This window comes from Winogradskyella sp. 266wxhm (assembly GCF_058964685.1).
Genome location: NZ_CM179559.1, coordinates 3,160,386 through 3,185,162 on the forward strand (window position 1 = coordinate 3,160,386; position 24,777 = coordinate 3,185,162).

At 34.7% G+C, this 24,777-nt stretch carries 13 protein-coding genes; 3 read left to right on the forward strand and 10 right to left on the reverse strand.

The window, feature by feature from the left end; all coding sequences use genetic code 11:
* Window positions 1-3: 3 nt before the first annotated feature.
* Window positions 4-735: a class I SAM-dependent methyltransferase gene (locus AC2H4K_RS14310; protein ID WP_281139872.1), complete on the reverse strand. Its 732-nt coding sequence runs from the start codon at window positions 733-735 to the stop codon at window positions 4-6.
* Window positions 736-790: 55 nt separating this feature from the next.
* Between AC2H4K_RS14310 and AC2H4K_RS14315 the strand changes: the two genes are divergently transcribed.
* Window positions 791-1,948 (forward strand): THUMP domain-containing class I SAM-dependent RNA methyltransferase, encoded by a 1,158-nt coding sequence (locus tag AC2H4K_RS14315; RefSeq protein ID WP_281139871.1) that lies wholly within the window; start codon window positions 791-793, stop codon window positions 1,946-1,948.
* Between the two features lie 22 nt (window positions 1,949-1,970).
* Here AC2H4K_RS14315 and AC2H4K_RS14320 read toward each other — a convergent pair whose 3' ends face one another.
* The 9 genes from AC2H4K_RS14320 to uvrA form a co-directional block, all read right to left on the reverse strand.
* A complete protein-coding gene (locus tag AC2H4K_RS14320; RefSeq protein ID WP_281139870.1) occupies window positions 1,971-2,447 on the reverse strand; it encodes a hypothetical protein in 477 nt (158 codons plus the stop codon).
* Window positions 2,448-2,523: 76 nt separating this feature from the next.
* Complete coding sequence (locus tag AC2H4K_RS14325) at window positions 2,524-3,954, reverse strand: hypothetical protein (RefSeq protein ID WP_281139869.1); 1,431 nt, start codon at window positions 3,952-3,954, stop codon at window positions 2,524-2,526.
* A gap of 60 nt (window positions 3,955-4,014) precedes the next feature.
* Window positions 4,015-5,625, reverse strand: a complete 1,611-nt coding sequence (locus tag AC2H4K_RS14330; RefSeq protein ID WP_281139868.1) for a class I SAM-dependent methyltransferase — start codon at window positions 5,623-5,625, stop codon at window positions 4,015-4,017.
* Window positions 5,626-5,703: 78 nt separating this feature from the next.
* Entirely contained in the window at window positions 5,704-8,115 is a 2,412-nt protein-coding gene (locus AC2H4K_RS14335; protein WP_281139867.1) for an alpha-ketoacid dehydrogenase subunit alpha/beta, read from the reverse strand.
* A gap of 154 nt (window positions 8,116-8,269) precedes the next feature.
* A complete protein-coding gene (locus AC2H4K_RS14340) occupies window positions 8,270-11,041 on the reverse strand; it encodes a gluzincin family metallopeptidase (RefSeq protein WP_493742536.1) in 2,772 nt (923 codons plus the stop codon).
* Window positions 11,042-11,106: 65 nt separating this feature from the next.
* Complete coding sequence (locus AC2H4K_RS14345; RefSeq protein WP_281139865.1) at window positions 11,107-12,300, reverse strand: T9SS type A sorting domain-containing protein; 1,194 nt, start codon at window positions 12,298-12,300, stop codon at window positions 11,107-11,109.
* Window positions 12,301-12,405: 105 nt separating this feature from the next.
* Window positions 12,406-13,095, reverse strand: a complete 690-nt coding sequence (locus AC2H4K_RS14350; RefSeq protein ID WP_281139864.1) for an LOG family protein — start codon at window positions 13,093-13,095, stop codon at window positions 12,406-12,408.
* A 167-nt stretch (window positions 13,096-13,262) separates the two neighbouring features.
* Complete coding sequence (locus AC2H4K_RS14355; RefSeq protein ID WP_281139863.1) at window positions 13,263-13,430, reverse strand: lmo0937 family membrane protein; 168 nt, start codon at window positions 13,428-13,430, stop codon at window positions 13,263-13,265.
* A gap of 124 nt (window positions 13,431-13,554) precedes the next feature.
* Entirely contained in the window at window positions 13,555-16,383 is a 2,829-nt protein-coding gene (gene uvrA / locus AC2H4K_RS14360; RefSeq protein WP_493742537.1) for an excinuclease ABC subunit UvrA, read from the reverse strand.
* 1,717 nt (window positions 16,384-18,100) lie between these two features.
* Between uvrA and AC2H4K_RS14365 the strand changes: the two genes are divergently transcribed.
* Together AC2H4K_RS14365 and AC2H4K_RS14370 are read left to right on the forward strand one after the other, a co-directional pair.
* Window positions 18,101-19,186, forward strand: a complete 1,086-nt coding sequence (locus AC2H4K_RS14365; RefSeq protein WP_281141645.1) for an adenylate/guanylate cyclase domain-containing protein — start codon at window positions 18,101-18,103, stop codon at window positions 19,184-19,186.
* 1,755 nt (window positions 19,187-20,941) lie between these two features.
* A complete protein-coding gene (locus tag AC2H4K_RS14370; RefSeq protein WP_281141638.1) occupies window positions 20,942-22,279 on the forward strand; it encodes a hypothetical protein in 1,338 nt (445 codons plus the stop codon).
* Window positions 22,280-24,777: the final 2,498 nt, after the last annotated feature.

Below are 24,777 nucleotides of genomic sequence, written 5' to 3' on the forward strand. Positions count from 1 at the left end.
AAGTTACTTAAAAATCATAATCATTCGCTCGGAAGTTTCAGGGTGATATTTTCGTAATTTATAATCACCAAAAACATCCAATAAATAAACACCAGCTTGTTCAAAAAGTTCTTGAAAGTCTTCTAGTTTAAATGCTTTTACGCGTTCTTGAAATTCAAAGGTTTCACCATTAATTTCAAAATTGATGTTCTTAACAATATAACCGTTCTCATAACTGCGTTTTTGATGAAAGTCTATACCTTCAACTGTTTTTATATCTTCTGCCACTAAATGTTCAAGAACGTGGTTAACATTCATAAAATCAATAACACCCAAGCCAAAGTCATTAAGTTCGGTCTTTATAGCTTTAATGGTTTTGAGATTGCAAGTATCATCTTCAAAATATCCAAAACTTGTGAAAAGGTTGAAAACGGCATCAAAAGTTTCAGGGTAAGGCTTGGTCATATCGTGCACATCAAACTTTAATGAGTTGTTTTCATATTGTTTGGCATGCGCAATGCTACGCTCAGATAAATCAATTCCAGTAACATCAAACCCAAGCGAGTTAAGGTAAATAGAATGTCTGCCTTTACCACAAGCAAGGTCTAATATTTTTCCGTTTTCAGGAATATTAAGGTAGTTAGTGAGATTATCCATAAACATTTTAGCTTCGGAATGATCTCTATCTTTATACAATATATGGTAATAAGGTGTGTCAAACCACGAAGCATACCATTGTTGAGTAGATTTTGTCATAATAAAAAATGTCCTGCAAAAATACTGTATTTTTGCATTTCATTAGACGAAGAAGATGGACAATAATTTCAAAATGGTAGCCAAAACATTATTTGGCTTTGAAGATATACTAGCAAAAGAATTAACGCAACTAGGTGCTATGGATGTTGAGAAAGGTGTGCGAAATGTGAGTTTTGTTGGTGATAAAGGTTTTATGTATAAAGCCAATATGGGTATTAGAACAGCTATTAAGATTCTAAAACCTATAAAATCCTTTAGAGTTGCTAAGGAAGACGACCTTTATAAGAACGTAAAAAACATAAAGTGGGAAGACTATTTAAAACCAACAGGTTCTTTGGCTGTAGACGCTACGGTACACCATAGTGTTTTTACGCATTCACAATACACAGCTCTAAAAACAAAAGATGCAGTTGTAGATCGTTTTAGGGAAAATGGAGGTACACGACCAGATGTAGATTTACGCTTTCCAGATTTAAAAATAAATGTGCATATAGACCGTCAGCGTTGTACCATTTCTTTAGATACTTCTGGGGAATCTTTGCATAGAAGAGGTTATAAAATGGCGACTAATATAGCACCTATAAATGAAGTTTTAGCTGCAGGATTAATTATGATGAGCGGTTGGGACGGTCAATCAGGTTTTATGGACCCAATGTGTGGTAGTGGTACTATTTTGGCAGAAGCAGCTATGATAGCCTGTAATATTCCGCCAAACCTAATGCGTAAGGAATTTGCCTTTGAACGCTGGGAAGATTGGGATGTGGATTTGTTTGAAAAAATTGAAGAATCGTTATTGAACAAAACACGAGATTTTCATCATAAAATTATAGGTTACGATAAATCTCCATCGGCTGTAAAAAAGGCTAAGGACAATATTAAGAATGCACATTTAGATGAATTTGTGCATATTCAGCATGAGGATTTCTTTAAAACCCAAAAAGCTGGAAGCGAGAAATTGCATATGGTTTTTAATCCACCTTATGGCGAACGTTTAGAAAATTTGAATGTTGAAGAGTTTTATGGCAATATTGGTACAACGCTAAAACACGGTTACCCAAATACCAATGCTTGGTTGGTAACTTCTAATCTTGAAGCTTTAAAATCGGTTGGATTGCGTCCCTCTAGAAAAATAAAAGTATTTAATGCTAAGCTAGAATCTCGTTTTGTAAAATACGAAATGTATGAAGGCAGCCGAAAGGCTAAAAAACAATAATATTTTATAATAAAAGTTGAAGTTATTTCTTCAAAGCTTCTAATTGCAGATTGTAATCGTATTGTAAATCTTCATGTAAAGCACCAATCTTTTTTTGGATAGAAATCACTTGTCGCTCATACAAATTACTTAGTGTTCGGTTTCTGTGAATGGATGGTCTTAGTTCATTTAAGCGCTCACAAAAATAGAGTAGGAGCTCAACTTCGGTAGATTTTTTTAAGGAATAACGACTGTACACTCTAATTTCTCTTAATATTTTCCGGATGGTCTTTTTCATGTAGAAATAGCTGTTGGTATTCATACCGTTAAAGAGTTCATCTAAGGTAGATTTTACACTTGAGATATAACTGTCTTCATCATTAGCTTCAAACAATAAATATGTTAGTAGTGCTTTATTTTCCTTTTTGAATTTGCCTAAACGTAAACAAAACTCTAATAGATCTTCCTTTGGTAAATGTTGAAGTTCTTTCTTTATGGTGGATATAGATTCTATTTGCATGCTCTAATGTATTATTAAAAAAAGAAAGAAGGTAATTTCACCTTCTTTCTTTATATTTTTCGTTAAGCCTTATATGTTAACTTTTGCAATATTCGTTTATAATTTGCTTTAAGTTTTCTAAGTTACTTAAGTCAAATTCTTCTTCTTCAATATCTTTAGAAAGTGCATCACACTCAGAAATGTATTTAGCAAGTTTCTCAGAAACTTTATCGTTAGATCTGGTATCAATCATAAAACCTTCATCTTTAGTTGAGAATTTTAAGACGTATGTACCTTCTTCACCAGGTTTAGATAATACCATATGATTTCCGTTTTGATAAACAATCTCATAAAAGTAAGAGTTGTCAAAACCAAAGCTAGCAGCATTAGATAATTTTTTTAGAGCGTTACCTTTAGTTTTTAAACCCATAAAACACTTTTCTTCACCATTATCCATAGCACAAAACATTATGTTTTGTTTTGCTGCGAATTTTTTTGTGCGCTCTCTGTTTTTTTCATTGAGGTATTTTATGCTCACAAACTTCCCGAACTTATCTATGGAGTTCATTTCTGCATAATCACTTTGTTGTTTGGTAGGATCTATTTCAAGTTTTTCAAAAATAGCATATACAGTTCCAGAATATTTGGTACCGTCTTCTTCTTGAACGTATCCATCTGCACCATATAAATTAACACTGTTTTCTTTAGCGATTTTTACACGTTCATTATGCAATCGCGCTTTGTAAGCTTTAGCTTCGTGCTGTAATTCATAACCTCTACCCAATAGTTCTTCAACAAATATTTGAGCAAAAGATCTTGAGAATCTACCAGTCATCATTGTACGAGAACCATAATCGAATTTAAACTCTTCGTCAGTATAAGTTTTGGCATCTACATCAGTACAAGTAGAACAGCCTTTAGCTGTACCAATAGTTATTCCATCTAAATCTTTAACAGTGTAAGTATTATCAGAATAGTAAGCTCTACCAGCAATTTTAGTACCTGTAGAACCACCAAAAAGAATAGTACCGTCATCTTTTACAAAAGGATTGTAACGACCAACAGTAGCCTGACGTTCTGCTTCATCAGCTTTTGCAGATACAACAGCTTTAGCATATTTATCACTTAAAACTTCGCGTTCAACCGCAAAGAACTCATCAACTTTAGCCATATCAATACCATTCATTGTTATGAGTTCGTATTTTTCGCTTAGCAATTTAATAACGAGTTTAGTGACGCTGAAAGAAGTCATTAAAACCTCATAAGGTATTTCTGTAACTTTTCCATCAGCAGAAGTAAGCTCTAACCATTGAAAACCTTCAAGGTTATTGGCAGACATACCTTTAAAAACAACATCAAAAGCTTTTTCTCCTTTTAAGGTTGAGAATTTGTAGTTGTTTCTAACATCGTCATCAACTTTTGCAACATCAGTACCATCAAAAGAAACGATACCTTTTTTTACTTTGATTTTTTGAGCAACACCTAATAGTGGAAGGGTTACTAACAGGGCAAGAATTATTTTTTTCATTTTAATTATAAAAATTTGAGTGCAAAGTACAACAAATTAGCTTTAAAGTATCAGAAATGATTATTGTCTACCTTTCAAAAGATTTATACTTACGGTAGCTAATTCGCTATCTGGAAATTTCGCAAAATGATGCTCACCTGGATATAAACCAGCTTCTTTAGCTACAGCTTTAAAAACATCTACTTCTAGAATGTATTGATCGCTATAGCCATGTGTAGCATCATAAGCTGTTGCTGCAGTTTTTCCTAGATTATTAGCCGTGAGTTTGGGGTCTATAGTATGTAATTCTATAATGAGTAAACCAAATTTTTCTACATAAGGTTTCCATTTTTGTAAGTGTTCAAAAAGTGAGGCTTCTACATTATTGTTTGGCAATCGTTTTCCTTTTGAAGCAAAAGCACCAGAAGATTCACTGTTGAAGTTGTAGGCTTTTTTAGGAGCTTCCCAAATACGGTTATGGTCTAAAAATGTTCTTACATTTAAAAGGTCGTGTAGTTCAATATTATAATCTTCTTTTAGATCTGAAGCCAATAAGTCTGGTCTACCAATATCTCCCCAAATGACTTTAGCCCAAATATCTGCTTTAATTAAATTGGCTCTAGTAACCTTTAGTGCAGCTTTGTTGAAATCTGCACCAACCAAAAGTAAGGGATGTTCGTCTAGTAATTTTCCGCGTAGGGTTTGTTGATCTATGATATTAAATATATGCTCTATAAAAGCTCCGTTACCACAACCCATATCAAGAATACCTTTAGGTTGCTCATCAATTGGTCGGTTGAATAAATCTATAATAACTTCATCAATAACCTTAAAATATGTGGTATGAGCGCCACCACTTCCCCAAACATTCATTTCTCTATGAACATGCTTTTCGGTATCATTTGCTGATGAAGTTTGAAGTACTAAAGGATTTCCAAAAATAAGTTCATCGAGTTGTAAAAATGTTGGAATATAAGATACGGTAACACCATAAGCACTGGCGCGCTTGGCAAAAAACAGTCCTTTATCAGTAAACTGATAAGTATTTTTCTTTTTTTTGAACCAACCTAAATGTGCGAGAAAATCCAAAACTTTTTTGAAGCTTTCAGGGTTTTTATGATACTCTTCAGCCGTAAAAGAGGCTTCCATAAAATACTTATGAAATAACCCATTTACACCAAGTAAAACGATAATAGGACCAGCAATAACACCTTCGAGATGTTTTAAAACTTGAAATTCAATTGATGATGAATCTGAAATATCTAAACCATAATTGGTTTCAAACATTTTGAAAACGCGCTCTAAAGCAATAAAAGCGTCAGTACTTATCATTTTTTCTTCAGCAAACTTATCGGAATACTTTAAAAGCTTCACAGCATCTTCATAAATTGGAACCAATTTAAATGCGTCATTAGACCTACTGTTGGTCTCATAGAAAATATGGTCAGTCTCGTTGTCTAAAACTTGCTCTAGCCAACCTTGTGAGCACAATACGCGTAAGGCAACATTAAGGTAACCGTCATTGGCATTGAATTTTCCAACAACTTCATCTAGGGTTACTTTTTTTTGCGCTAAGATGTATTCCAAGACTCCTTTTTTATGGAGTGCATAAGCTGTAGTAGCAGTTGCAATACCATCTAAATGTCTAAAAATGGTGCTTCTTAATTCTGATTTCTCGTTTTTGGTTAGCATAATATGTTGGTTGAGATATAAATATAAAAAAACCATCAGCGATGTGATGGTTCTATATATAACTTTATGATAATATTATTATCTCAATTTAGGAAAGTCAGCCGGACTTAATTCATGCATCACAGCATAGACAGCTTCAAAAATATCTTCAACTGATGGTTTTGAAAAGTAATCACCGTCTGTACCATAGGCTGGTCTGTGTGGCTTGGCAGCTAATGTTTTTGGTTGACTATCTAAATATTGAAAAGCATTCTGTGTGTTTAAAACTTCATTTAATATGTAAGATGAAGCTCCTCCTTCAATATCTTCATCAATGACCATGAATCTATTAGTTTTGGCAATGCTTTTTACAATATCATGATTAATATCGAAAGGTAATAAGGATTGCACATCAATAACTTCAGCATCAATACCAACTTCTAATAATTCTTTAGCAGCTTGTTCAACTAAACGTAGTGTAGAGCCATAAGAAATAAGCGTAATATCTTCACCTTCTCTAACGGTTTCTACAACACCAATAGGAGTTTTAAATTCACCTATATTATTAGGTAGTTTTTCTTTTAATCTATAACCGTTAAGACATTCTACAACAAGTGCAGGCTCATCGGATTCTAACAATGTGTTATAAAATCCTGCAGCTTTAGTCATGTTACGAGGCACAAGGACGTGAATTCCTCTAATTAGATTTAGAATACCTCCCATTTGGGACCCACTGTGCCAAATACCTTCTAAACGATGACCACGAGTTCTAACAATAAGTGGTGCTTTTTGGCGACCTTTAGTTCTGTACTGAACCGTAGCCAAATCATCACTCATTATCTGAAGCGCATACATTATGTAATCTAAATACTGAATTTCGGCTATTGGTCGTAAGCCACGCATAGCCATACCAATACCTTGCCCAACGATTGTCGCTTCTCTAATTCCTGTATCTGAAACTCTGAGTTCACCATGTTTTTCTTGTAAACCTTCTAGACCTTGGTTTACATCACCAATATAACCTGCATCTTCACCAAAAATAAGCGACTCAGGATATTTGCTAAAGATAGCATCAAAGTTTTCTCTTAGCACAATACGACCATCTACTTCTTTAGCATGAGTATCGTAAGTAGGTTCAACTTCAGCTTGATTAAAAACACTTAGATCAGACTCACTATATAAGTGAGAGCTATATTTTGGTTGAACTTGACTTAGGTAGTTATCAATCCATTGCTGTAATGAGCTTCTTTCTACAGAATTTTCAGCAACCACATAGCGAAGTGCTTTTCTGGTAGCAGAAACGATGTCTCGTCGTAATGGCTCATCTATAGCAGATAAATCGTTTTTCAGTTTTGTAATAAAGACACCATTAGGACTAGAAGCCGCTAATTTTTCAAGCAATTGAATAGCTTGTTTGCGTTCTGCAAGAATTGGATTTATAAAAGCGCTCCAAGCGGCTTTCTTACCATCTCTTACCTCTTTTTTGATTTGTCTTTCTAAGGCTGTTAAATCTTCGTCTGTAGCAATGTTATTGCTAATCATCCATTCTCTAAGCTGTGTATTACAGTCATACTCTTCTTCCCAAGCTAAGCGTTCACTATTCTTGTAGCGCTCATGAGAACCTGAAGTTGAATGCCCTTGTGGTTGCGTTAATTCCTGAACATGAATCATTACTGGTACATGTTCCTTTCTAGCAATTTTCGCAGCACGCTGATAAGTGTCTATCAATTCAGGATAGTTCCAACCGTCAACTCTTAAGATTTCGTAACCTTTATTATTTTCATCACGTTGAAATCCTTTTAAGATTTCAGATATATTTTCTTTTGTAGTTTGGTGTCTGGCATGTACCGAAATTCCGTATTCATCGTCCCAAATACTTATAACCATAGGTACTTGTAAAACACCAGCGGCATTTATGGTTTCAAAGAATAAACCTTCACTAGTACTGGCATTTCCAATAGTTCCCCAAGCAATTTCATTACCTTCTTTCGAGAATTTTGTAGTATCAATGCCTTTAACATTCCTATAGATTTTAGAAGCTTGTGCTAAACCTAATAATCTTGGCATTTGACCTGCAGTTGGCGAGATATCTGAACTAGAATTCTTTTGTTCGGTTAAGTTTCTCCAATGCCCATTTTCATCTAAGCTAAACGTAGAAAAGTGGCCACCCATTTGTCGACCAGCAGACATTGGTTCTTCTTTTATATCAGTGTTGGCGTATAACCCAGCAAAGAATTGCTCTATGGTTAATTCACCAATAGCCATCATAAATGTTTGGTCTCTATAGTAGCCAGAACGGAAGTCGCCATTTTCAAAGGCTTTTGCCCAAGCTATCTGAGGGATTTCTTTTCCATCTCCAAAAATTCCAAACTTGGCTTTACCTGTTAGAACCTCTCTACGACCGAGTAAACTACATTCTCTGCTAGTGACTGCAACTTTGTAGTCATTTAAAACTTCTGTTTTAAAATCTTCAAATGTAATTTCGGTTTTGGTATTAGGGTTCATCTTCATAGAGCGTACTTTTAAGATGCACAAAATTACTAAATTCCATTATCTTTTGCAACTAGTAAAAACGTTATAATATTGAGTAATTCTCAAAAAAGATTAATTTTTTTAAACTTTTATTTAAAAAAACTCATAATATTAACTTTTTGATAAGAATATGTTAATACCATTTGCGTCTAAATAGACCTAAAAGTACCTGAGGATCAACGGTAAACATAAAGCGTATTTTTTGATCATAATTAGGTTGACCAACTTCCCAACCAAGGTTAGAATACATAGGGAAGTATATTTCAAAATAATCTTCTACTAAATTAAGTCTTATACCAGAATCATAAACAAATTTTGTAGAATCGTACTTGTTTTTTACCAAACCAACATCGCTATAAAATTGAATATAGCGCCATATAGATGTGCTAAAATTAGCCGTGGTCATCCATTGATTGGCAAATTGCGTTTCTAATTTAGATTTAAAGCCACCTTCGGCAATAATAATCTGTTGACTGAATAAACCAGTATCTTCAGAACGGCCTAAGTAATTAAGGTCGAATAAATAATCCTTTGGTCTATCTAAGGCAAAACTGAAATAGTCAGAACCTGGGTCTGAATTGTTCTCTAGAAAAAAACCAGCAAAAATCCTTAGATTGATATTTCTATTACTTCTAGTCAACTTTCTAAATTCATAATTAAAAGAGAGTTTACTGAATTTGTTTGCTAATTGAAAATCGGTATTAAATCTAGAGTAACTGATTATGCCAGGATTGGAATGTGTATAGCGTAAATTGAAAACACCATAATCGGGTTCATCAACTTCAACGGTAGCTAGTTCTCCAACATCTCTTGTAATGCTAACATATCTTGAAGAAATCTGATCGATTTGATCTGATCTAAAGTCATCATTATCTCTAAATGAAAATGAAATAGAAGGTCTTATTCTGGTAAAAAAGGCATCTTCAGCAAACGACTGGTAACCTGCAGACAAACCATAAGTAATGTCGAATAGATTTTGGCCTTCTAAGTTGTGAGTATAAAAGATAGAGGTAGAGCCTGTTAATGATTTGGATTTTGTAGCGTACTGAGGAGAAACCCTATAGTTGAGGCGTTTTCTCAATATTGTCTTGTTATAAACCTTTGTTCCTAAAGTTAAACCATCATAAATATTATTAAACTCTACTAAGGGCATAAAAAATACTTGGTTGTAATCAGGATCTTCAACATCTTTAAAGAGTCTAAATTGTAATGGCTTGTTGTTAAAAAAAGAGCTCTTTACTGCTTTATGATTATCGCGCTGATTGTATTCTGGAATCACGTTATCATAATCTAAAACAAACTTGTCAGTGCTATCTTTTGGAAGCATAACAGTTTTGGACTTGTTGATGTTTTCAATCCAAAGCTTACCAATAACGGTATCATTTTTAAGTTTAAATAATGATACTGGCATTGTGTTTTTTCGTTTGTTTTTTATAACCAGTTTTATGGAGTCTTCAGTAGTTTCAATAGACTTAATTTTGAAATCAATCTTCTTTCGAGTGTTCACGTAATCGTTAAAGAACCAGCTAACATCTTTATCGGTTTTTGATGAGACGTAGTTTTCAAAGTCTTTTATATTGATATGCTTTAGTTTGTTATCTTTTAGAAATTCAGTAAAGGTTGCTGTTAAGTCAGTATCTGTGGTGAATTCATTCAGGTAATTTAAGCCAACACCAGCTTTGTATTTTCCTGCAATATTTGCATTGAACTTGGTTAAAGAATCTCTAGAAGTTGTTAATGATTGATCTAAGTTTTTCCTAGCAATCTCCATCGAATAAAGGAAATATTGAAAGTTAAAATCTAAATCAGAAGCATGAAAAGATCTAATACCCCAAATATTAGCTAGTGTTCCTAACAGTTTGGTGTCGCTATAGTACCGTTCAACATATTTTATTAAAAAATAGATTTGTAAACCTTCGCTTAGCCAATGTTCTTTTCGTGGGTTTAACAATAAAGTATTGTCTAAATAATTCTTTAAAGATGTTTTTAAGAGTTTCAATTCATACTGAAAATCATCTGGAAAAGGACGAAGAAAATCAGGTAACTGATTGATGCCGTACAATGGATTTTTATTGTAATCAATTTTAGAAACCAATAATTTTCTATGTGGATAAGGTCCAAGATGTTCGGTTAAAAATCGCGTAATTCTATCTGTAATTAAAGCTTTATTTCTCGGATCTAAATTCTTTTCGGAGATATTAGATATTACTGTAAAATCATCTGTTTGTATATAACTAAATCTTGGAAGTTTTTTTAAAGACAAATACGTGTTTGTTCTGTCTTTACCAGTAAATACTGTGGTTTGTAATTTGGTGAGATTATTTGGGCTTAAAGAAACAAGATCTAATTCTGACGTAGCTTGGTAGTTTAAAGGATGTTTCAAACTTATGGTAACATCTGATTTTGGAACAAATAAATCATCGAGATTTTTATTGCTGTAGTAGTTCCATTTGCCATCATAAACTGTAGGTGTAATGTACCAATACTTCAGTTCAAAATCCTTTTCTTTTGTAAAACCGTAATCAGTAAAAGTCGCATCAGGAATCATTAGAATATAATTCAAATCTATATGATAAGATTCCTCTGGTAATAAAGGTGTTTTTAAAGTAACCTTTATAACATCAGGATGCTCTTTTAAGCTGTAGTAATCTAAAGTTCTATGCTGATCGTCCCTAATTGATGTTACTACCGTAAAACCTCGCTGTTCGTTTTTTGCCAAATGAAATTTTGTGCTGTACTCTTCTTCAAAACGTTTTGCTAATGGTGTGTTTTTGGTAGAATAACTATCGTTCCAATCGTTAAGATATATTTCAGAAAGCGTGTCTTTAGATTCGTTTTTGTAAATTATGGTTTGAGAAATTGCAATTGATTTGGCTTCTACATCTACTACAGCATTAATATCCATTTTGTTCTGTGCACAAATTTTTGGACAAAAGGAAACAAAAAGTACAAGTATGAGTAAAGCTCTTATCAATTAGCAATTATAAATTTAAGAGGTTCTAAATTCAATTTTGGTACTGCTAAAAGATAAATACCACCTTGGAGATCAGAAATATCAAAACGTTGAACACTTTCAGTATTTGTTTTTAACGTTTTAATTTTTTGACCAAGACTATTGTAAATCTCCAGCGTTTCGTTAAAAAGCTCTTCTGAACTCAAACGAACCGTTAAGACATCATCAAAAAGTGTTTTTTCTAGTAGCAATTTTTTAGAATTCTCAACATTACTTACGTAAAGTAAGGTAGCATTGGTTTCCAATAACACTGTAACGGGTAAATGGTCACTAAAATTGTGCAGAGCATCTCTAATATTAGACGAAAATTCTGAATTTGAATCACCACAATAAACAGAGTTTATTGAACTGTTGTGGCACGATGCTAAACCATTGTTACCATAAACTTGATAAGAATCATCAACGTAAGAGATATCCGGATTTGCAATCATAGATTCTGATCCTAAGATAAAATCAAACCGATCATCAAAACCTCCAGTTGTGCCACCCATTCCTGTTTGTGTTCTTGTAGATTGAGAAAATACATCAACATAATTAACATTATTATGCCAACTACCAATACGATCAGCTAAATCTAAAAAGGTAATATTGTTATTAGTGCTCAACAATTCTTGAAATGCTGGTTCGCTCGAAGTATACAAATTTAAATCTCCACCTAAAATTACGTTAGCATCGCTTGGTAGCGTATCTAAATAATCTTCTAGATCTTCTACCATGTCAAATCTACTTTGAGCATTTGTAGTACCACTTGAAGCTTTTAAATGTCCTATGATAACATAAAACTCTACTGGATTTGTAGCCTGGTCTGTTGAGTTTAATTTCAACCTATAGACATTAAAATCCCTTAGATAAGTAGGGACAATAATTTCTTCTTCAAGTATAAACTTTGAACTGTTGTAGTAAAGTAAATTCTGTAAATCATTCTGATCTCCATAGTTATCATCTGAAGTATTGGAAACGTATGTTGCCATCTCAAAATCAGTACTTATGGCATTTCTGGTAATATTTAAAATATTATTTGCGCCAGTACTATTGTTTAGTTCACAAACTAAAAACAAATCAGGTTGATAGTCTGAAAGTATGAATTGCAAATCTTGTTCTCTATTTGGTACAGCCGTTTCAAGAGGGTAGTTGAGTAAGTTATAAAACATAACTTTAAACATCTCTTGAGCAGAAATATAAAAACTGTTACAAAAACAGAGAACTAAGAAAATGACAACGTTTTTCCTCATAAAACCAAAGTGGTCAGAAAATCATTAGAAATTAGGGCTTAGGTTGTACTCTTTGTAGAAATCATTTAGGACATCTAAAACCTCATCAGCAGAATCTACCAAATGAATTAAGTCTAAATCTTTTGGACTAATATTATTATTTGCTTCTAATAGCGTTGTTTTTATCCAATCCATTAATCCGCCCCAAAACTCAGTACCAACTAAAATGATAGGAAACGTCTCTATTTTGTGGGTTTGTATAAGAGTCATGGCCTCAAATAGTTCATCCAAAGTACCAAACCCTCCAGGCATTACTACAAATCCTTGAGAATACTTTACAAACATAACTTTGCGTACAAAGAAATAATCAAAGTCTAGACTCTTATCACTATCTATATATGGGTTGTCGTGTTGTTCAAAAGGGAGTTCAATATTAAGACCTACGGAAGTTCCGCCTGCAATGTGTGCTCCTTTATTTCCGGCTTCCATAATACCAGGTCCACCACCAGTAATAACACCGTAACCATGTTCTACAATCTTTTCTGCAACTTCTTCGGCTAGTTTGTAGTATTTATGATCTGGCTTTGTTCTTGCTGAACCAAAGATGGATACACACGGTCCTATTTTACTTAGTTTTTCATAACCATTTACAAACTCTCCCATAATCTTGAATATGGCCCAAGAGTCATTTGTTTTTATTTCATTCCAGCCTTTATGCTTACTTTCTTTTCTCATAATTAGTATAACTTATTGTTTCATTATAAAAGCCATATGGAAAATATGGCTTTTGTAATTTGATGCGACCAAATTTAAGTTAAATTGAGATAAATAGATAATTATGGCAAAAAAATAAGCATATAGATAAAATCCATATGCTTATTTTTATTTATTGATGTTGAGATCTATAAAGGTTTTCTTCCTGAAATTATATTGTATAGTATTACAATTACTGCAATAACTAATAAAATATGGATAAGACTATTGCTGCTCATTCCTGGTACTACACCTAATAATCCTAGAAGCCAAACAACTATACAAATCACGGCTACAAGCCAAAGTATACTTTTCATAATGTCTAAGTTTTTGTGTTAATACCAACAAGTTAAGTAATCTGTTTGAGATTCAATTACTCTAAAATTAATAGCGTTAACAATAATTGCATTTAAGCTATTTTTCGATATTTATTGTAAGAAATTACGACAATTCTTTCTTCAGGAACCTAGCAGTATGACTCTTTTTGTCTTTAATAATATCTTCTGGTGTACCTGAGGCAACAACTTGTCCACCACCTTTACCGCCTTCGTATCCAATGTCTATAATATAGTCTACAGTTTTAATAACATCAAGATTATGCTCAATAATGAGGACGGTATTACCTTTGTCAACCAGCTTGTTCAATACTTTCATTAACACTCTTATATCTTCAAAATGAAGTCCGGTTGTAGGCTCGTCAAGAATATAGAAAGTGTTTCCTGTATCGCGTTTGCTTAATTCTGTAGCTAGTTTTATACGTTGTGCTTCTCCACCAGAAAGGGTAGTGCTTTGTTGCCCAAGCGTGATGTAGCCTAAACCAACATCTGCTATAGTTTTAAGCTTTCGGTATATTTTAGGGATATGCTCAAAGAAATTTACAGCTTCTTCAATGGTCATATCTAAAACATCACTAATAGATTTACCCTTGTAGCGAATTTCTAAAGTTTCTCTGTTGAAACGTTTTCCTTGACAGGTTTCACACTCTACATAAACGTCTGGTAAAAAATTCATCTCTATAACCCGAAGACCTGCACCTTGACAAGTTTCACAGCGCCCACCAGCTACATTAAAACTAAAACGACCAGGTTTGTAGCCTCGGATCATAGCTTCAGGAATCTGAGCAAACAGCTTTCTTATTTCATCGAAAGTTTTAGTGTACGTTGCTGGATTGCTTCGAGGTGTTCTACCTATCGGAGATTGGTTAATATCTATTACTTTATCAATATGTTCTAAACCTTTGATACTTTTGTAGGGCATAGGTTTTTTTACACCATTGAAATAATGTGCATTTAGAATTGGGTAAAGCGTTTCGTTGATTAGTGTCGATTTTCCACTTCCTGAAACACCTGTAACACCAATCATTTTTCCCAGAGGAAATTCAACACTAATATTTTTAAGATTGTTACCTGTACAACCTTTTAAACTTATGGTCTTACCGTTACCTTTTCTTCGTTCTTTAGGAACTTCAATTTCCTTTTTACCATTAAGGTATTCAGCAGTTAAGGTGTGTTCTTTTAAAAGTGCTTTAGGTGTGCCTTCACTAATAATTTCACCTCCATGCTTTCCTGCGAAAGGACCAATGTCTATAACATGATCGGCACGCTCTATCATATCTTTGTCGTGCTCTACAACAATAACAGAATTCCCTACATCACGAAGCGATTCTAAGGAATTAATCAGCTTTTCATTATCGCGTTGGTGTAAACCTATACTAGGTTCATCCAGAATATATAAAACGCCTACCAGTTGCGATCCTATTTGAGTAGCCAATCGAATACGTTGCGCTTCTCCACCAGAAAGCGATTTTGAGCTTCGGTTTAGGGTTAAGTAAGTTAAGCCGACATCCAATAAGAATTGTACACGACTACTAATTTCCTTTATAATTTCAGATGAAATCTGTTGTTGTTTGTTTGATAATCGTTTTGTGAGACCGTTTAACCATTGGTCTAACTCAACAATATCCATCTTTATAATATCAGCAATACTTTTCCCATCAACTTTAAAGTAAAGTGACTCTTTGCGTAATCTAGAACCTTCGCAAACATCACATTCTACTTTATCCATATATTCCTTAGCCCAACGTACTAATGATGTAGAATCTGAATTGTATTGGCTCTCAATAAAACTGGCAACACCTTCAAAATCTATTTTATAGTCTCTGGTTACTCCAAGAAGCTTGCTTTCTACAGTAAAGCTATCTTTGCCACCGTATAAAATAATTTGTTTTGCCTCATCTGGAATGTCTTTCCAAGCATCAGTTAATGCAAAGTTGAAGCGTTGTGCAATGGTTTCAAATTGCTTGAAAATCCAGCTTTTCTTTTGAGGTCCATGAGGTGCAAGGGCGCCGTTTTTTATGGATAAGGTTTCGTCTGGTACTAACTTTCTTTCATTAACAACATAAAGCTCTCCAATACCATTACAGTTTGGACAGGCACCTTTTGGCGAATTAAACGAGAAATTGTTAGGCTCAGGGTTGGGGTAAGATATACCTGAGGACGGACACATTAAGTTACGACTAAAGTAACGTGGTTCGTTAGTGTCTTGGTCTATAACCATTAGTACATCGTCACCATGATACATAGCCGTGTTGATGGACTCCATCAAACGCTTTTCATTGTCTTGTGTGTCGTCTATTTTTAAACGATCAATGACGATTTCAATATCATGGGTTTTGTAGCGGTCTAGCTTCATGCCTTTTTCAAGGTCTACAATCTCGCCATCTGTACGTACTTTAACGAAGCCTTGTTTGGCGATTTGCTCAAATAACTCACGGTAATGGCCTTTACGTGATCGGATAACAGGCGACAGAATATTGATGCGCTTACCATTGTATGATTCTAGAATAAGGTCTTTAATCTGTTCATCGCTGTAGCTCACCATCTTTTCACCAGTTTCATAACTGTAGGCATCAGCGGCTCTAGCATAAAGCAAACGAAAGAAATCATAGATCTCAGTAATGGTTCCTACGGTAGAGCGTGGTGATTTACTGGTGGTTTTTTGCTCTATAGCAATAACAGGAGATAGGCCATCAATCTTATCAACATCTGGGCGTTCTAAACTACCAAGGAACTGACGTGCGTAGGCAGAGAAGGTTTCGATGTAGCGACGTTGCCCTTCTGCATAAATAGTGTCGAAAGCTAAGGACGATTTACCACTACCAGACAACCCTGTGATGACTACAAGTTTTTCCCTTGGAATGGTAACATCAATGTTTTTTAGGTTGTGTACGCGTGCACCTTTTACTTCAATAGAATCGTCGAAATGGCTCATATATGGTTATAGTCCTCCTGTTGTTTTTTGCAAAGTTGCAAAGGTACAAATTATACTTATCAAAATGAACTATGCTTATGTATAGTAGAAGTTGTGTGTTTAGTTCTTTTTTGAGTTTGTGTTTTGCTGAGGACTCTGCTTTATAGTTCTGAATTTTTTGTAGGAAAAAACTATATGGAAGCCGCTTATGATCCGCTTATGACCCGAGTTTAATCCGATTATGACCTGCTTGTGGTTGTTGGTTGTTGGTGTTTGGTGTTTAGTTTATGGTGTTTTGTTGCTTAGGGAGATTTGTTAGGGGTGCGTAAATTGTATTTAGAGGTTGTTCTGTGTTATTCTGAACTTGAGTCAGTATCTAAGTTTAGTTTGTTTCTTTCTTATGTTCATTTTGTATTCGTCCATATTCATTGTTTAGGAACTCATGATGTGCTTCGCAGTTCTTGATACAAAACGAACCAAAAAATCAAAACGATTTATAGGAAGTTGCAAAGCACCATTCGCTAATAACTGCTTATGTTGTAGTAAAATTGGTGATTGTACTTCAATCCTAGATTTTAACTCTTAAAATTGATTTGTGCTCATTACTTCTGAAAATCGTTGGTTCCGACGCTGTCGGAATTGGGTTTGAGCTGCTTTCTCTTTTTGATTTGTAGTGTCATTCTGAATTTATTTTAGAATCTATTGTTTGTGTGAAAATGAGATGCTGAAACGAGTTTAGCATAACATTAATTGTTTTGGGATTGCTTTGCTTTGTTCACAATGATGGTAGCAACTTAAAGATTGTTTCGTTTGTTTCTTCTTGTTCATTTTTATTCGTCGATATTCATTGTTTAAGAACTCATGATGTGCTACGCAATTGAAAGACCAAAAACGAACCAAAAAGTCTATTACTGTCGATAGGTATTTTCAATAGCACTGTCGTGCTTTTGAAACCATAATCAAAATCCTAAATAGCGTCCAAGGCTTCCGCTATTTTTAACGTATTTTGATTATATATACTTACGACAGCGGGTTCCGACGCTGTCGGAATTGGGTTTGAGCTGCTTTCTATTTTTATTTGTGTTGTCATTCTGAATTTATTTCAGAGTCTATTGTTTATATGAAAATGAGATGCTGAAACTAGTTCAGCATTACAGTTGCTATTTGGGATTGCTTTGCTCTGCTCACTATAATGTATAATTGATTATTAAGATGTCTCACTGAGCGCAGTCGAAGTGCCTCTTTTATGTTCTTTTTGTATTCGTCCATATTCATTGTTTAAGAACTCATGATGTGCTGCGCAGTTCTTGATAAAAAAATGAACCAAAAAAATCAAGACTGCCGATGATTTCGCTAAACATATTGTTTGCTACGGCACAAAAATGGTGGTCATTGTTTTAGTGAAAACATAAGGTCTATTTATTGATTGGTGTCTGTTGATTGTATTTTCGTTATCAAGATTTTTGTTTAACCCTACGCTTCACTACATGTTTTACGCTAAATAATCGGAGGTCGTTTGTAAACGCATAGGGTATTTTTGAATAGATTTTTTTTGCTTGTATCCTAATCGAAGTTTGAGCTGCTTTCTCTTTTATTATTTGTTTGTCATGCTGAACTCGTTTCAGTACCTTAATTGATTGGTGTTAGGGTATCTCAATCATCTGTGGAAAGAGAAATAACATCCAGTGTTACAGAATGATATCTTTTGGTATTTTTGTGAACGCTTATTCATATCACTATGCTTTCAGCTAAACACAAACGTCTTTTAAGTCAGATAGTGCCTATCGGTATTATTTGGTTGGTGACGGGTTGGGTGTTCTTGTGGACGGAATATGCGATTATCGGTTCGGCTGAAAATACTCCGGATTCGGCTATTGCCATTACAGCTGAAGTCTTTGTTTTTGCAAGTATCAGTGTAATTGCTGTTGGACTACTAGTTGGGCTGGTTGAGTTTACCTATATCAACCGTATTTTTCAACGTTATAGCTTTTTGGTAAAGCTTGTAGGGAAGTTCTGCTTTTATGTGGTCTTTATGGAGCTTATCATTTTGATTACTTTCATCAGTGCTGCGGCTATAGAGCTTCATGCTTCGGTGTTTGATGCAATAGTGTGGCAGAAATTTATAGTTTTCTTTTTGAGTATTACCCATATTTCTACGCTGATACAATTGGCATTTTCGCTATTGTTGTCCTTGTTTTATGTTGAAATAAGCGAGAATCTAGGGCATTCGGTTATGGTCAATTTCTTTACTGGGAGGTACCATAAACCTAAATATGAAATGCGACTGTTTATGTTTAGCGATATGAAATCCTCAACTCAAATTGCGGAAACACTTGGTCATAAAACCTATTTTGAATTCTTGAAATCCTATTACAATGATCTTTCGGATGCTATTCTACGTCATAAAGGTGAGGTGTATCAGTATGTGGGTGATGAGATTGTATTGTCTTGGCAATGTCGCACCAAAAACTATGCTCAGTTGAGTTTGGATTGTTTTTTTGCTATGAAACAAGATTTAGAACAGCGACGTTCGTTTTATACAAAGCATTATGGTGTGTATCCAGATTTTAAGGCGGCTATTCATATTGGGGAAGTTACTACAGGTGAAATCGGCGCGCTTAAAAAAGATATTTTCTTTACGGGTGATGTGTTGAATACTACGGCTCGTATGCAGGCGGCGTGTGCAACTTATGGTGTAGATTTATTAGTTTCTGAGGCTGTGGTCAATGCTGTTGCTGATGATGCTTATCGTTTTGAAGCTTTGGGTTCTTCGGCTTTTAAGGGGAAACGGGAAATGGTTGCGGTGTTTTCGGTTGTGGGGTAGTGTTTGTTTTTGATTTTTGGTTTTTGGTGTTTTGTTACTTGGTGTGATTTGTTAGAGGTGCGTAAATTGTATTTAGGGGTTGTTTTGTGTTATTCTGAACTTGATTCAGTATCTAAATTTAGTTTATTTCTTCTTGTTCATTTTTATTCGTCGATATTCATTGTTTAAGAACTCATGATGTGCTACGCAATTGAAAGACCAAACCCTTCGACTTACGTTGTAAGGTATCTTCATTCAAAATATATTTTGAATTCGATAATGCTCAGGGCAGGCTACTAAAAAAGTCTATTACTGTCGATAGGTATTTTCAATAGCACTGTCGTGCTTTTGAAACCATAATCAAAATCCTAAATAGCGTCCAAGGCTTCCGCTATTTTACTTATGTTCATTTTGTCTTGATACAAAACGAACCAAAAAATCAAGACTGCCGATGATTTCGCTAAACATATTGTTTGCTACGGCACAAAAATGGTGGTCATTGTTTTAGTGAAAACATAAGGTCTATTTATTGATTGGTGTCTGTTGATTGTTTTTTCGTTATCAAGATTTTTGTTTAACCCTACGCTTCACTACATGTTTTACGCTAAATAATCGGAGGTCGTTTGTAAATGCATAGGATATTTTTGGATAGATTGTTTTGCTTGTATCCTAATCGAAGTTTGATTTGCTTTCTTTTTTATTTGAAGTGTCATTCTGAATTTATTTCAGAATCTATTGTTTATATGAAAATGAGATGCTGAAACTAGTTCAGCATTACAGTTGCTATTTGGGATTGCTTTGCTCTGCTTACTATAATGTATAATTGATTATTAAGGTGTGACACTGAGCGCAGTCGAAGTGCCTCTTTTATGTTCTTTTTGTATTCGTCCATATTCATTGTTTAAGAACTCATGATGTGCTACGCAGTTCTTGATAAAAAAATGAACCAAAAAAATCAAGACTGCCGATGATTTCGCTAAACATATTGTTTGCTTCGGCACAAAAATGGTGGTCATTGTTTTAGTGAAAACATAAGGTCTATTTATTGATTGGTGTCTGTTGACTATTTGTTCTTTATCAAGATTTTTGTTTAACCCTACGCTTCACTACATGTTTTACGCTAAATAATCGGAGGTCGTTTGTAAATGCATAGGATATTTTTGGATAGATTGTTTTGTTTGTTTCTTCTTGTTCATTTTTGAAAGACCAAAAACGAACCAAAAAGTCTATTACTGTCGATAGGTATTTTCAATAGCACTGTCGTGCTTTTGAAACCATAATCAAAATCCTAAATAGCGTCCAAGGCTTCCGCTATTTTTAACGTATTTTGATTATATATACTTACGACAGCGGGTTCCGACCGTGTCGGAATTGGGTTTGAGCTACTTTCTCTTTTTGATTTGTTTTGTCATTTTGAATTTATTTCAGGATCTATTGTTTGCGTGAAAATGAGATGCTGAAACGAGTTCAGCATGACAGTATAGAGGTGAGATTGCTTCACTGTGTTCGCAATGACGGTAATAGTTTGAAGGATGCTGTCAGTCTGAGCCTGTCGAAGATGTGTTTGCGGTTCTCGATACATTTTATTCTCATGCTTCGAATAAAACACTCGAACTGACGTGTGGTTTTGTGTGTTTGGTGTTTTGTCATGTTGTACTTACTTTTTAAGCTTTCACTAAGTTTTTGGTCTTACTGACTAAAAAATAGAGGTCTTCTTTTTAGCTATTTGTTAGCTTTTGTGTCTATTAATCTATAACATTTCAATTTCTAAAATTTATGAAGCATTCTATATTGGTTTTGGCACTTTTAGCCGTATTCACAAGTCCAAACCTATTCGCTCAAAACACTTCACCTAATTTCGCTAACAAGGGTCGTGATTGGTTTATTAGTAAAACCACAGGATCGGGTCAGATGGGCACTAAGGAACGTCCTGCAAAAGATTTAGGAAACATCATTCATCATCTCAAACCTAATGACCGTATTCATATTGCGGAAGGTGTTTATATGAGTAAGGGCAAGAATGGTTCGGACGAAATCACAGTTCCCGTACAAATCTATGGAGGTTACAATACCGACTTTAGCTACCGCGATCCTTGGGATGCTCATAAAACTATATTCACAGGGACTAACGATTATATGAAATCTACCTTGCCTAGAATTTATATTCACACCGACAAATCGCGAGAAAGTAATGGGCATAAATCTACGGGTTCTGCGATTGTAGTAGATGGTATCATTATCGATAACGGTCCACGTAACCGCTATCATAAAGACGAAAACTTAGCTATACGTCGTACAGCGCATCCTCCGACAAATAAAAATCCTTCACCAGAATCAGGCGGCATTGTTGTTGTGGGGAGTAAGTACACTAATATTTCGGTAGTGAATTGTGTGGTTATGAATACCGCACCAACACAGGGAGTGATTTCGGTTCAGGTGTTTGAAGGTGGTAAGGGACTTATTCAGAATAATTTCTGTATCAACAATACTGGCTACGGTATTCATGCACGTACGGGTTATATGGGTACGGACGAGAGTAAATTACCTGTTTTTGATATTAAATATAACACGGTACTATTTACGTGGAAACACGATGCTGTTGCTTCTTATGGCGGTGATGCTTTAGCGCTGGAACAAAATTTAATTGCAACGGTAGAGCGTAACACCTTGGCGTATGGACATATGGGTGGACTGTACAGCAAAGGTGCAAAGCTGAAGTTGATCAACAATATATTTGCAGGAAACTCTAAATACGACTACAAGGAAATCAATGATAAAATGGCCATTGCCGATGTGGTAGATGAGGCTATGTATCTCGATCCTATGAGTGATGGTAATAAAGGTATGCTGATTAAAATTCCGGTAGGGGAGCGTTGGGCAGCGCTTTATGCCGATCGTAAGGAAATGAGCCGTGAGCAAGTCGACGCAGCTGTTACCGTGCCTAATACAGGTGCCAACCAATTGCGTAGTATTTTTGGGCTTAATGTTCAAGGTACGGGAGTGTCAGCCGATGCAGAAATCTTTTTGCCATTAATTACTATTGAAGAGGCTTTACCTGCGGGTAAGTATCCTTGGGAAAGTGCGGGTTGTACTATTCCGAAGCAGAAGTCTTAGGGTTGTTGGTGTTTGGTTTTTTTGTTCATTTTTGAAAGACCAAAAACGAACCAAAAAGTCTATTACTGTCGGTAGGTATTTTCAATAGCACTGTCGTGCTTTTGAAACCATAATCAAAATCCTAAATAGCGTCCAAGGCTTCCGCTATTTTTAACGTATTTTGATTATATATACTTACGACAGCGGGTTCCGACGCTGTCGGAATTGGGTTTGAGCTGCTTTCTCTTTATTATTTGAAGTGTTATTCTGAATTTATTTAAGAATCTATTGTTTGTATGAAAGTGAGATGTTGAAACGAATTCAGAATCTCATTTGTTTTGAGTAAATTCTTTTTACTTCAATTATGCTATTGTTCTTATGTTCATTTTGTATTCGTCCATATTCATTGTTTAGGAACTCATGATGTGCTTCGCAGTTCTTGATACAAAACGAACCAAAAAATCAAGACTGCCGATGATTTCGCTAAACATATTGTTTGCTACGGCACAAAAATGGTGGTCATTGTTTTAATGAAAACATAAGGTCTATTTGTTAATTTGTATCTGTTGATTGTTTGTTCGTTATCAAGATTTTTGTTTAACCCTACGCTTCACTACATGTTTTACGCTAAATAATCGGAGGTCGTTTGTAAACGCATAGGGTATTTATGGATAGATCATTTCGTTTGTTTCTTCTTGTTCATTTTTATTCGTCGATATTCATTGTTTAAGAACTCATGATGTGCTACGCAATTGAAAGACCAAAAACGAACCAAAAAGTCTATTACTGTCGGTAGGTATTTTCAATAGCACTGTCGTGCTTTTGAAACCATAATCAAAATCCTAAATAGCGTCCAAGGCTTCCGCTATTTTTAACGTATTTTGATTATATATACTTACGACAGCGGGTTCCGACGCTGTCGGAATTGGGTTTGAGCTGCTTTCTCTTTATTATTTGAAGTGTTATTCTGAATTTATTTAAGAATCTATTGTTTGTATGAAAGTGAGATGTTGAAACGAATTCAGAATCTCATTTGTTTTGAGTAAATTCTTTTTACTTCAATTATGCTATTGTTCTTATGTTCATTTTGTATTCGTCCATATTCATTGTTTAGGAACTCATGATGTGCTTCGCAGTTCTTGATACAAAACGAACCAAAAAATCAAGACTGCCGATGATTTCGCTAAACATATTGTTTGCTACGGCACAAAAATGGTGGTCATTGTTTTAATGAAAACATAAGGTCTATTTGTTAATTTGTATCTGTTGATTGTTTGTTCGTTATCAAGATTTTTGTTTAACCCTACGCTTCACTACATGTTTTACGCTAAATAATCGGAGGTCGTTTGTAAACGCATAGGGTATTTATGGATAGATCATTTCGTTTGTTTCTTCTTGTTCATTTTTATTCGTCGATATTCATTGTTTAAGAACTCATGATGTGCTACGCAATTGAAAGACCAAAAACGAACCAAAAAGTCTATTACTGTCGATAGGTATTTTCAATAGCACTGTCGTGCTTTTGAAACCATAATCAAAATCCTAAATAGCGTCCAAGGCTTCCGCTATTTTTAACGTATTTTGATTATATATACTTACGACAGCGGGTTCCGACGCTGTCGGAATTGGGTTTGAGCTGCTTTCGCTTTATTGTTTGTAGTGTCATTTTGAATTTATTTCAGAATCTAATGTTTATATGAAAATGAGATGCTGAAACGAGTTCAGCATGACAGTATAGAGGTGAGATTGCTTCACTTTGTTCGCAATGACGGTGGCTTTTGGTGTTTAGTGTTTTGTTTTTAGTTTTTGGTGTTTCGTCACTTCGAGTGATTTGTAAGGTACGAGCAAATTGTATCGAGAAGCTGTTTCGTGTTGTGTCATTCTGAATTTATTTCAGTATCTAAATTTAGTTTGTTTCTTATGTTCATTTTGTATTCGTCCATATTCATTGTTTAGGAACTCATGATGTGCTGCGCAGTTCTTGATACAAAACGAACCAAAAAATCAAGACTGCCGATGATTTCGCTAAACATATTGTTTGCTACGGCACAAAAATGGTGGTCATTGTTTTAGTGAAAACATAGGTCTATTTGTTAATTTGTATCTGTTGATTGTTTGTTCGTTATCAAGATTTTTGTTTAACCCTACGCTTCACTACATGTTTTACGCTAAATAATCGGAGGTCGTTTGTAAATGCATAGGGTATTTATGGATAGATTGTTTTGTTTGTTTCTTCTTGTTCATTTTTATTCGTCGATATTCATTGTTTAAGAACTCATGATGTGCTACGCAATTGAAAGACCAAACCCTTCGACTTACGTTGTAAGGTATCTTCATTCAAAATATATTTTGAATTCGATAATGCTCAGGGCAGGCTACTAAAAAAGTCTATTACTGTCGGTAGGTATTTTCAATAGCACTGTCGTGCTTTTGAAACCATAATCAAAATCCTAAATAGCGTCCAAGGCTTCCGCTATTTTTAACGTATTTTGATTATATATACTTACGACAGCGGGTTC

What these genes read in the sequence shown, in the direction of transcription:
- AC2H4K_RS14320 (WP_281139870.1), bottom strand. Translation starts at nt 2,447, where the DNA reads ATGCAAATAGAATCTATATCCACCATAAAGAAAGAACTTCAACATTTA.
- AC2H4K_RS14325 (WP_281139869.1), bottom strand. Translation starts at nt 3,954, where the DNA reads ATGAAAAAAATAATTCTTGCCCTGTTAGTAACCCTTCCACTATTAGGT.
- AC2H4K_RS14355 (WP_281139863.1), bottom strand. Translation starts at nt 13,430, where the DNA reads ATGAAAAGTATACTTTGGCTTGTAGCCGTGATTTGTATAGTTGTTTGG.
- AC2H4K_RS14345 (WP_281139865.1), bottom strand. Translation starts at nt 12,300, where the DNA reads ATGTTTTATAACTTACTCAACTACCCTCTTGAAACGGCTGTACCAAAT.
- AC2H4K_RS14330 (WP_281139868.1), bottom strand. Translation starts at nt 5,625, where the DNA reads ATGCTAACCAAAAACGAGAAATCAGAATTAAGAAGCACCATTTTTAGA.
- AC2H4K_RS14350 (WP_281139864.1), bottom strand. Translation starts at nt 13,095, where the DNA reads ATGAGAAAAGAAAGTAAGCATAAAGGCTGGAATGAAATAAAAACAAAT.
- AC2H4K_RS14315 (WP_281139871.1), top strand. Translation starts at nt 791, where the DNA reads ATGGACAATAATTTCAAAATGGTAGCCAAAACATTATTTGGCTTTGAA.
- AC2H4K_RS14335 (WP_281139867.1), bottom strand. Translation starts at nt 8,115, where the DNA reads ATGAAGATGAACCCTAATACCAAAACCGAAATTACATTTGAAGATTTT.
- AC2H4K_RS14310 (WP_281139872.1), bottom strand. Translation starts at nt 735, where the DNA reads ATGACAAAATCTACTCAACAATGGTATGCTTCGTGGTTTGACACACCT.
- AC2H4K_RS14365 (WP_281141645.1), top strand. Translation starts at nt 18,101, where the DNA reads ATGCTTTCAGCTAAACACAAACGTCTTTTAAGTCAGATAGTGCCTATC.
- AC2H4K_RS14340 (WP_493742536.1), bottom strand. Translation starts at nt 11,041, where the DNA reads ATGGATATTAATGCTGTAGTAGATGTAGAAGCCAAATCAATTGCAATT.
- uvrA (WP_493742537.1), bottom strand. Translation starts at nt 16,383, where the DNA reads ATGAGCCATTTCGACGATTCTATTGAAGTAAAAGGTGCACGCGTACAC.
- AC2H4K_RS14370 (WP_281141638.1), top strand. Translation starts at nt 20,942, where the DNA reads ATGAAGCATTCTATATTGGTTTTGGCACTTTTAGCCGTATTCACAAGT.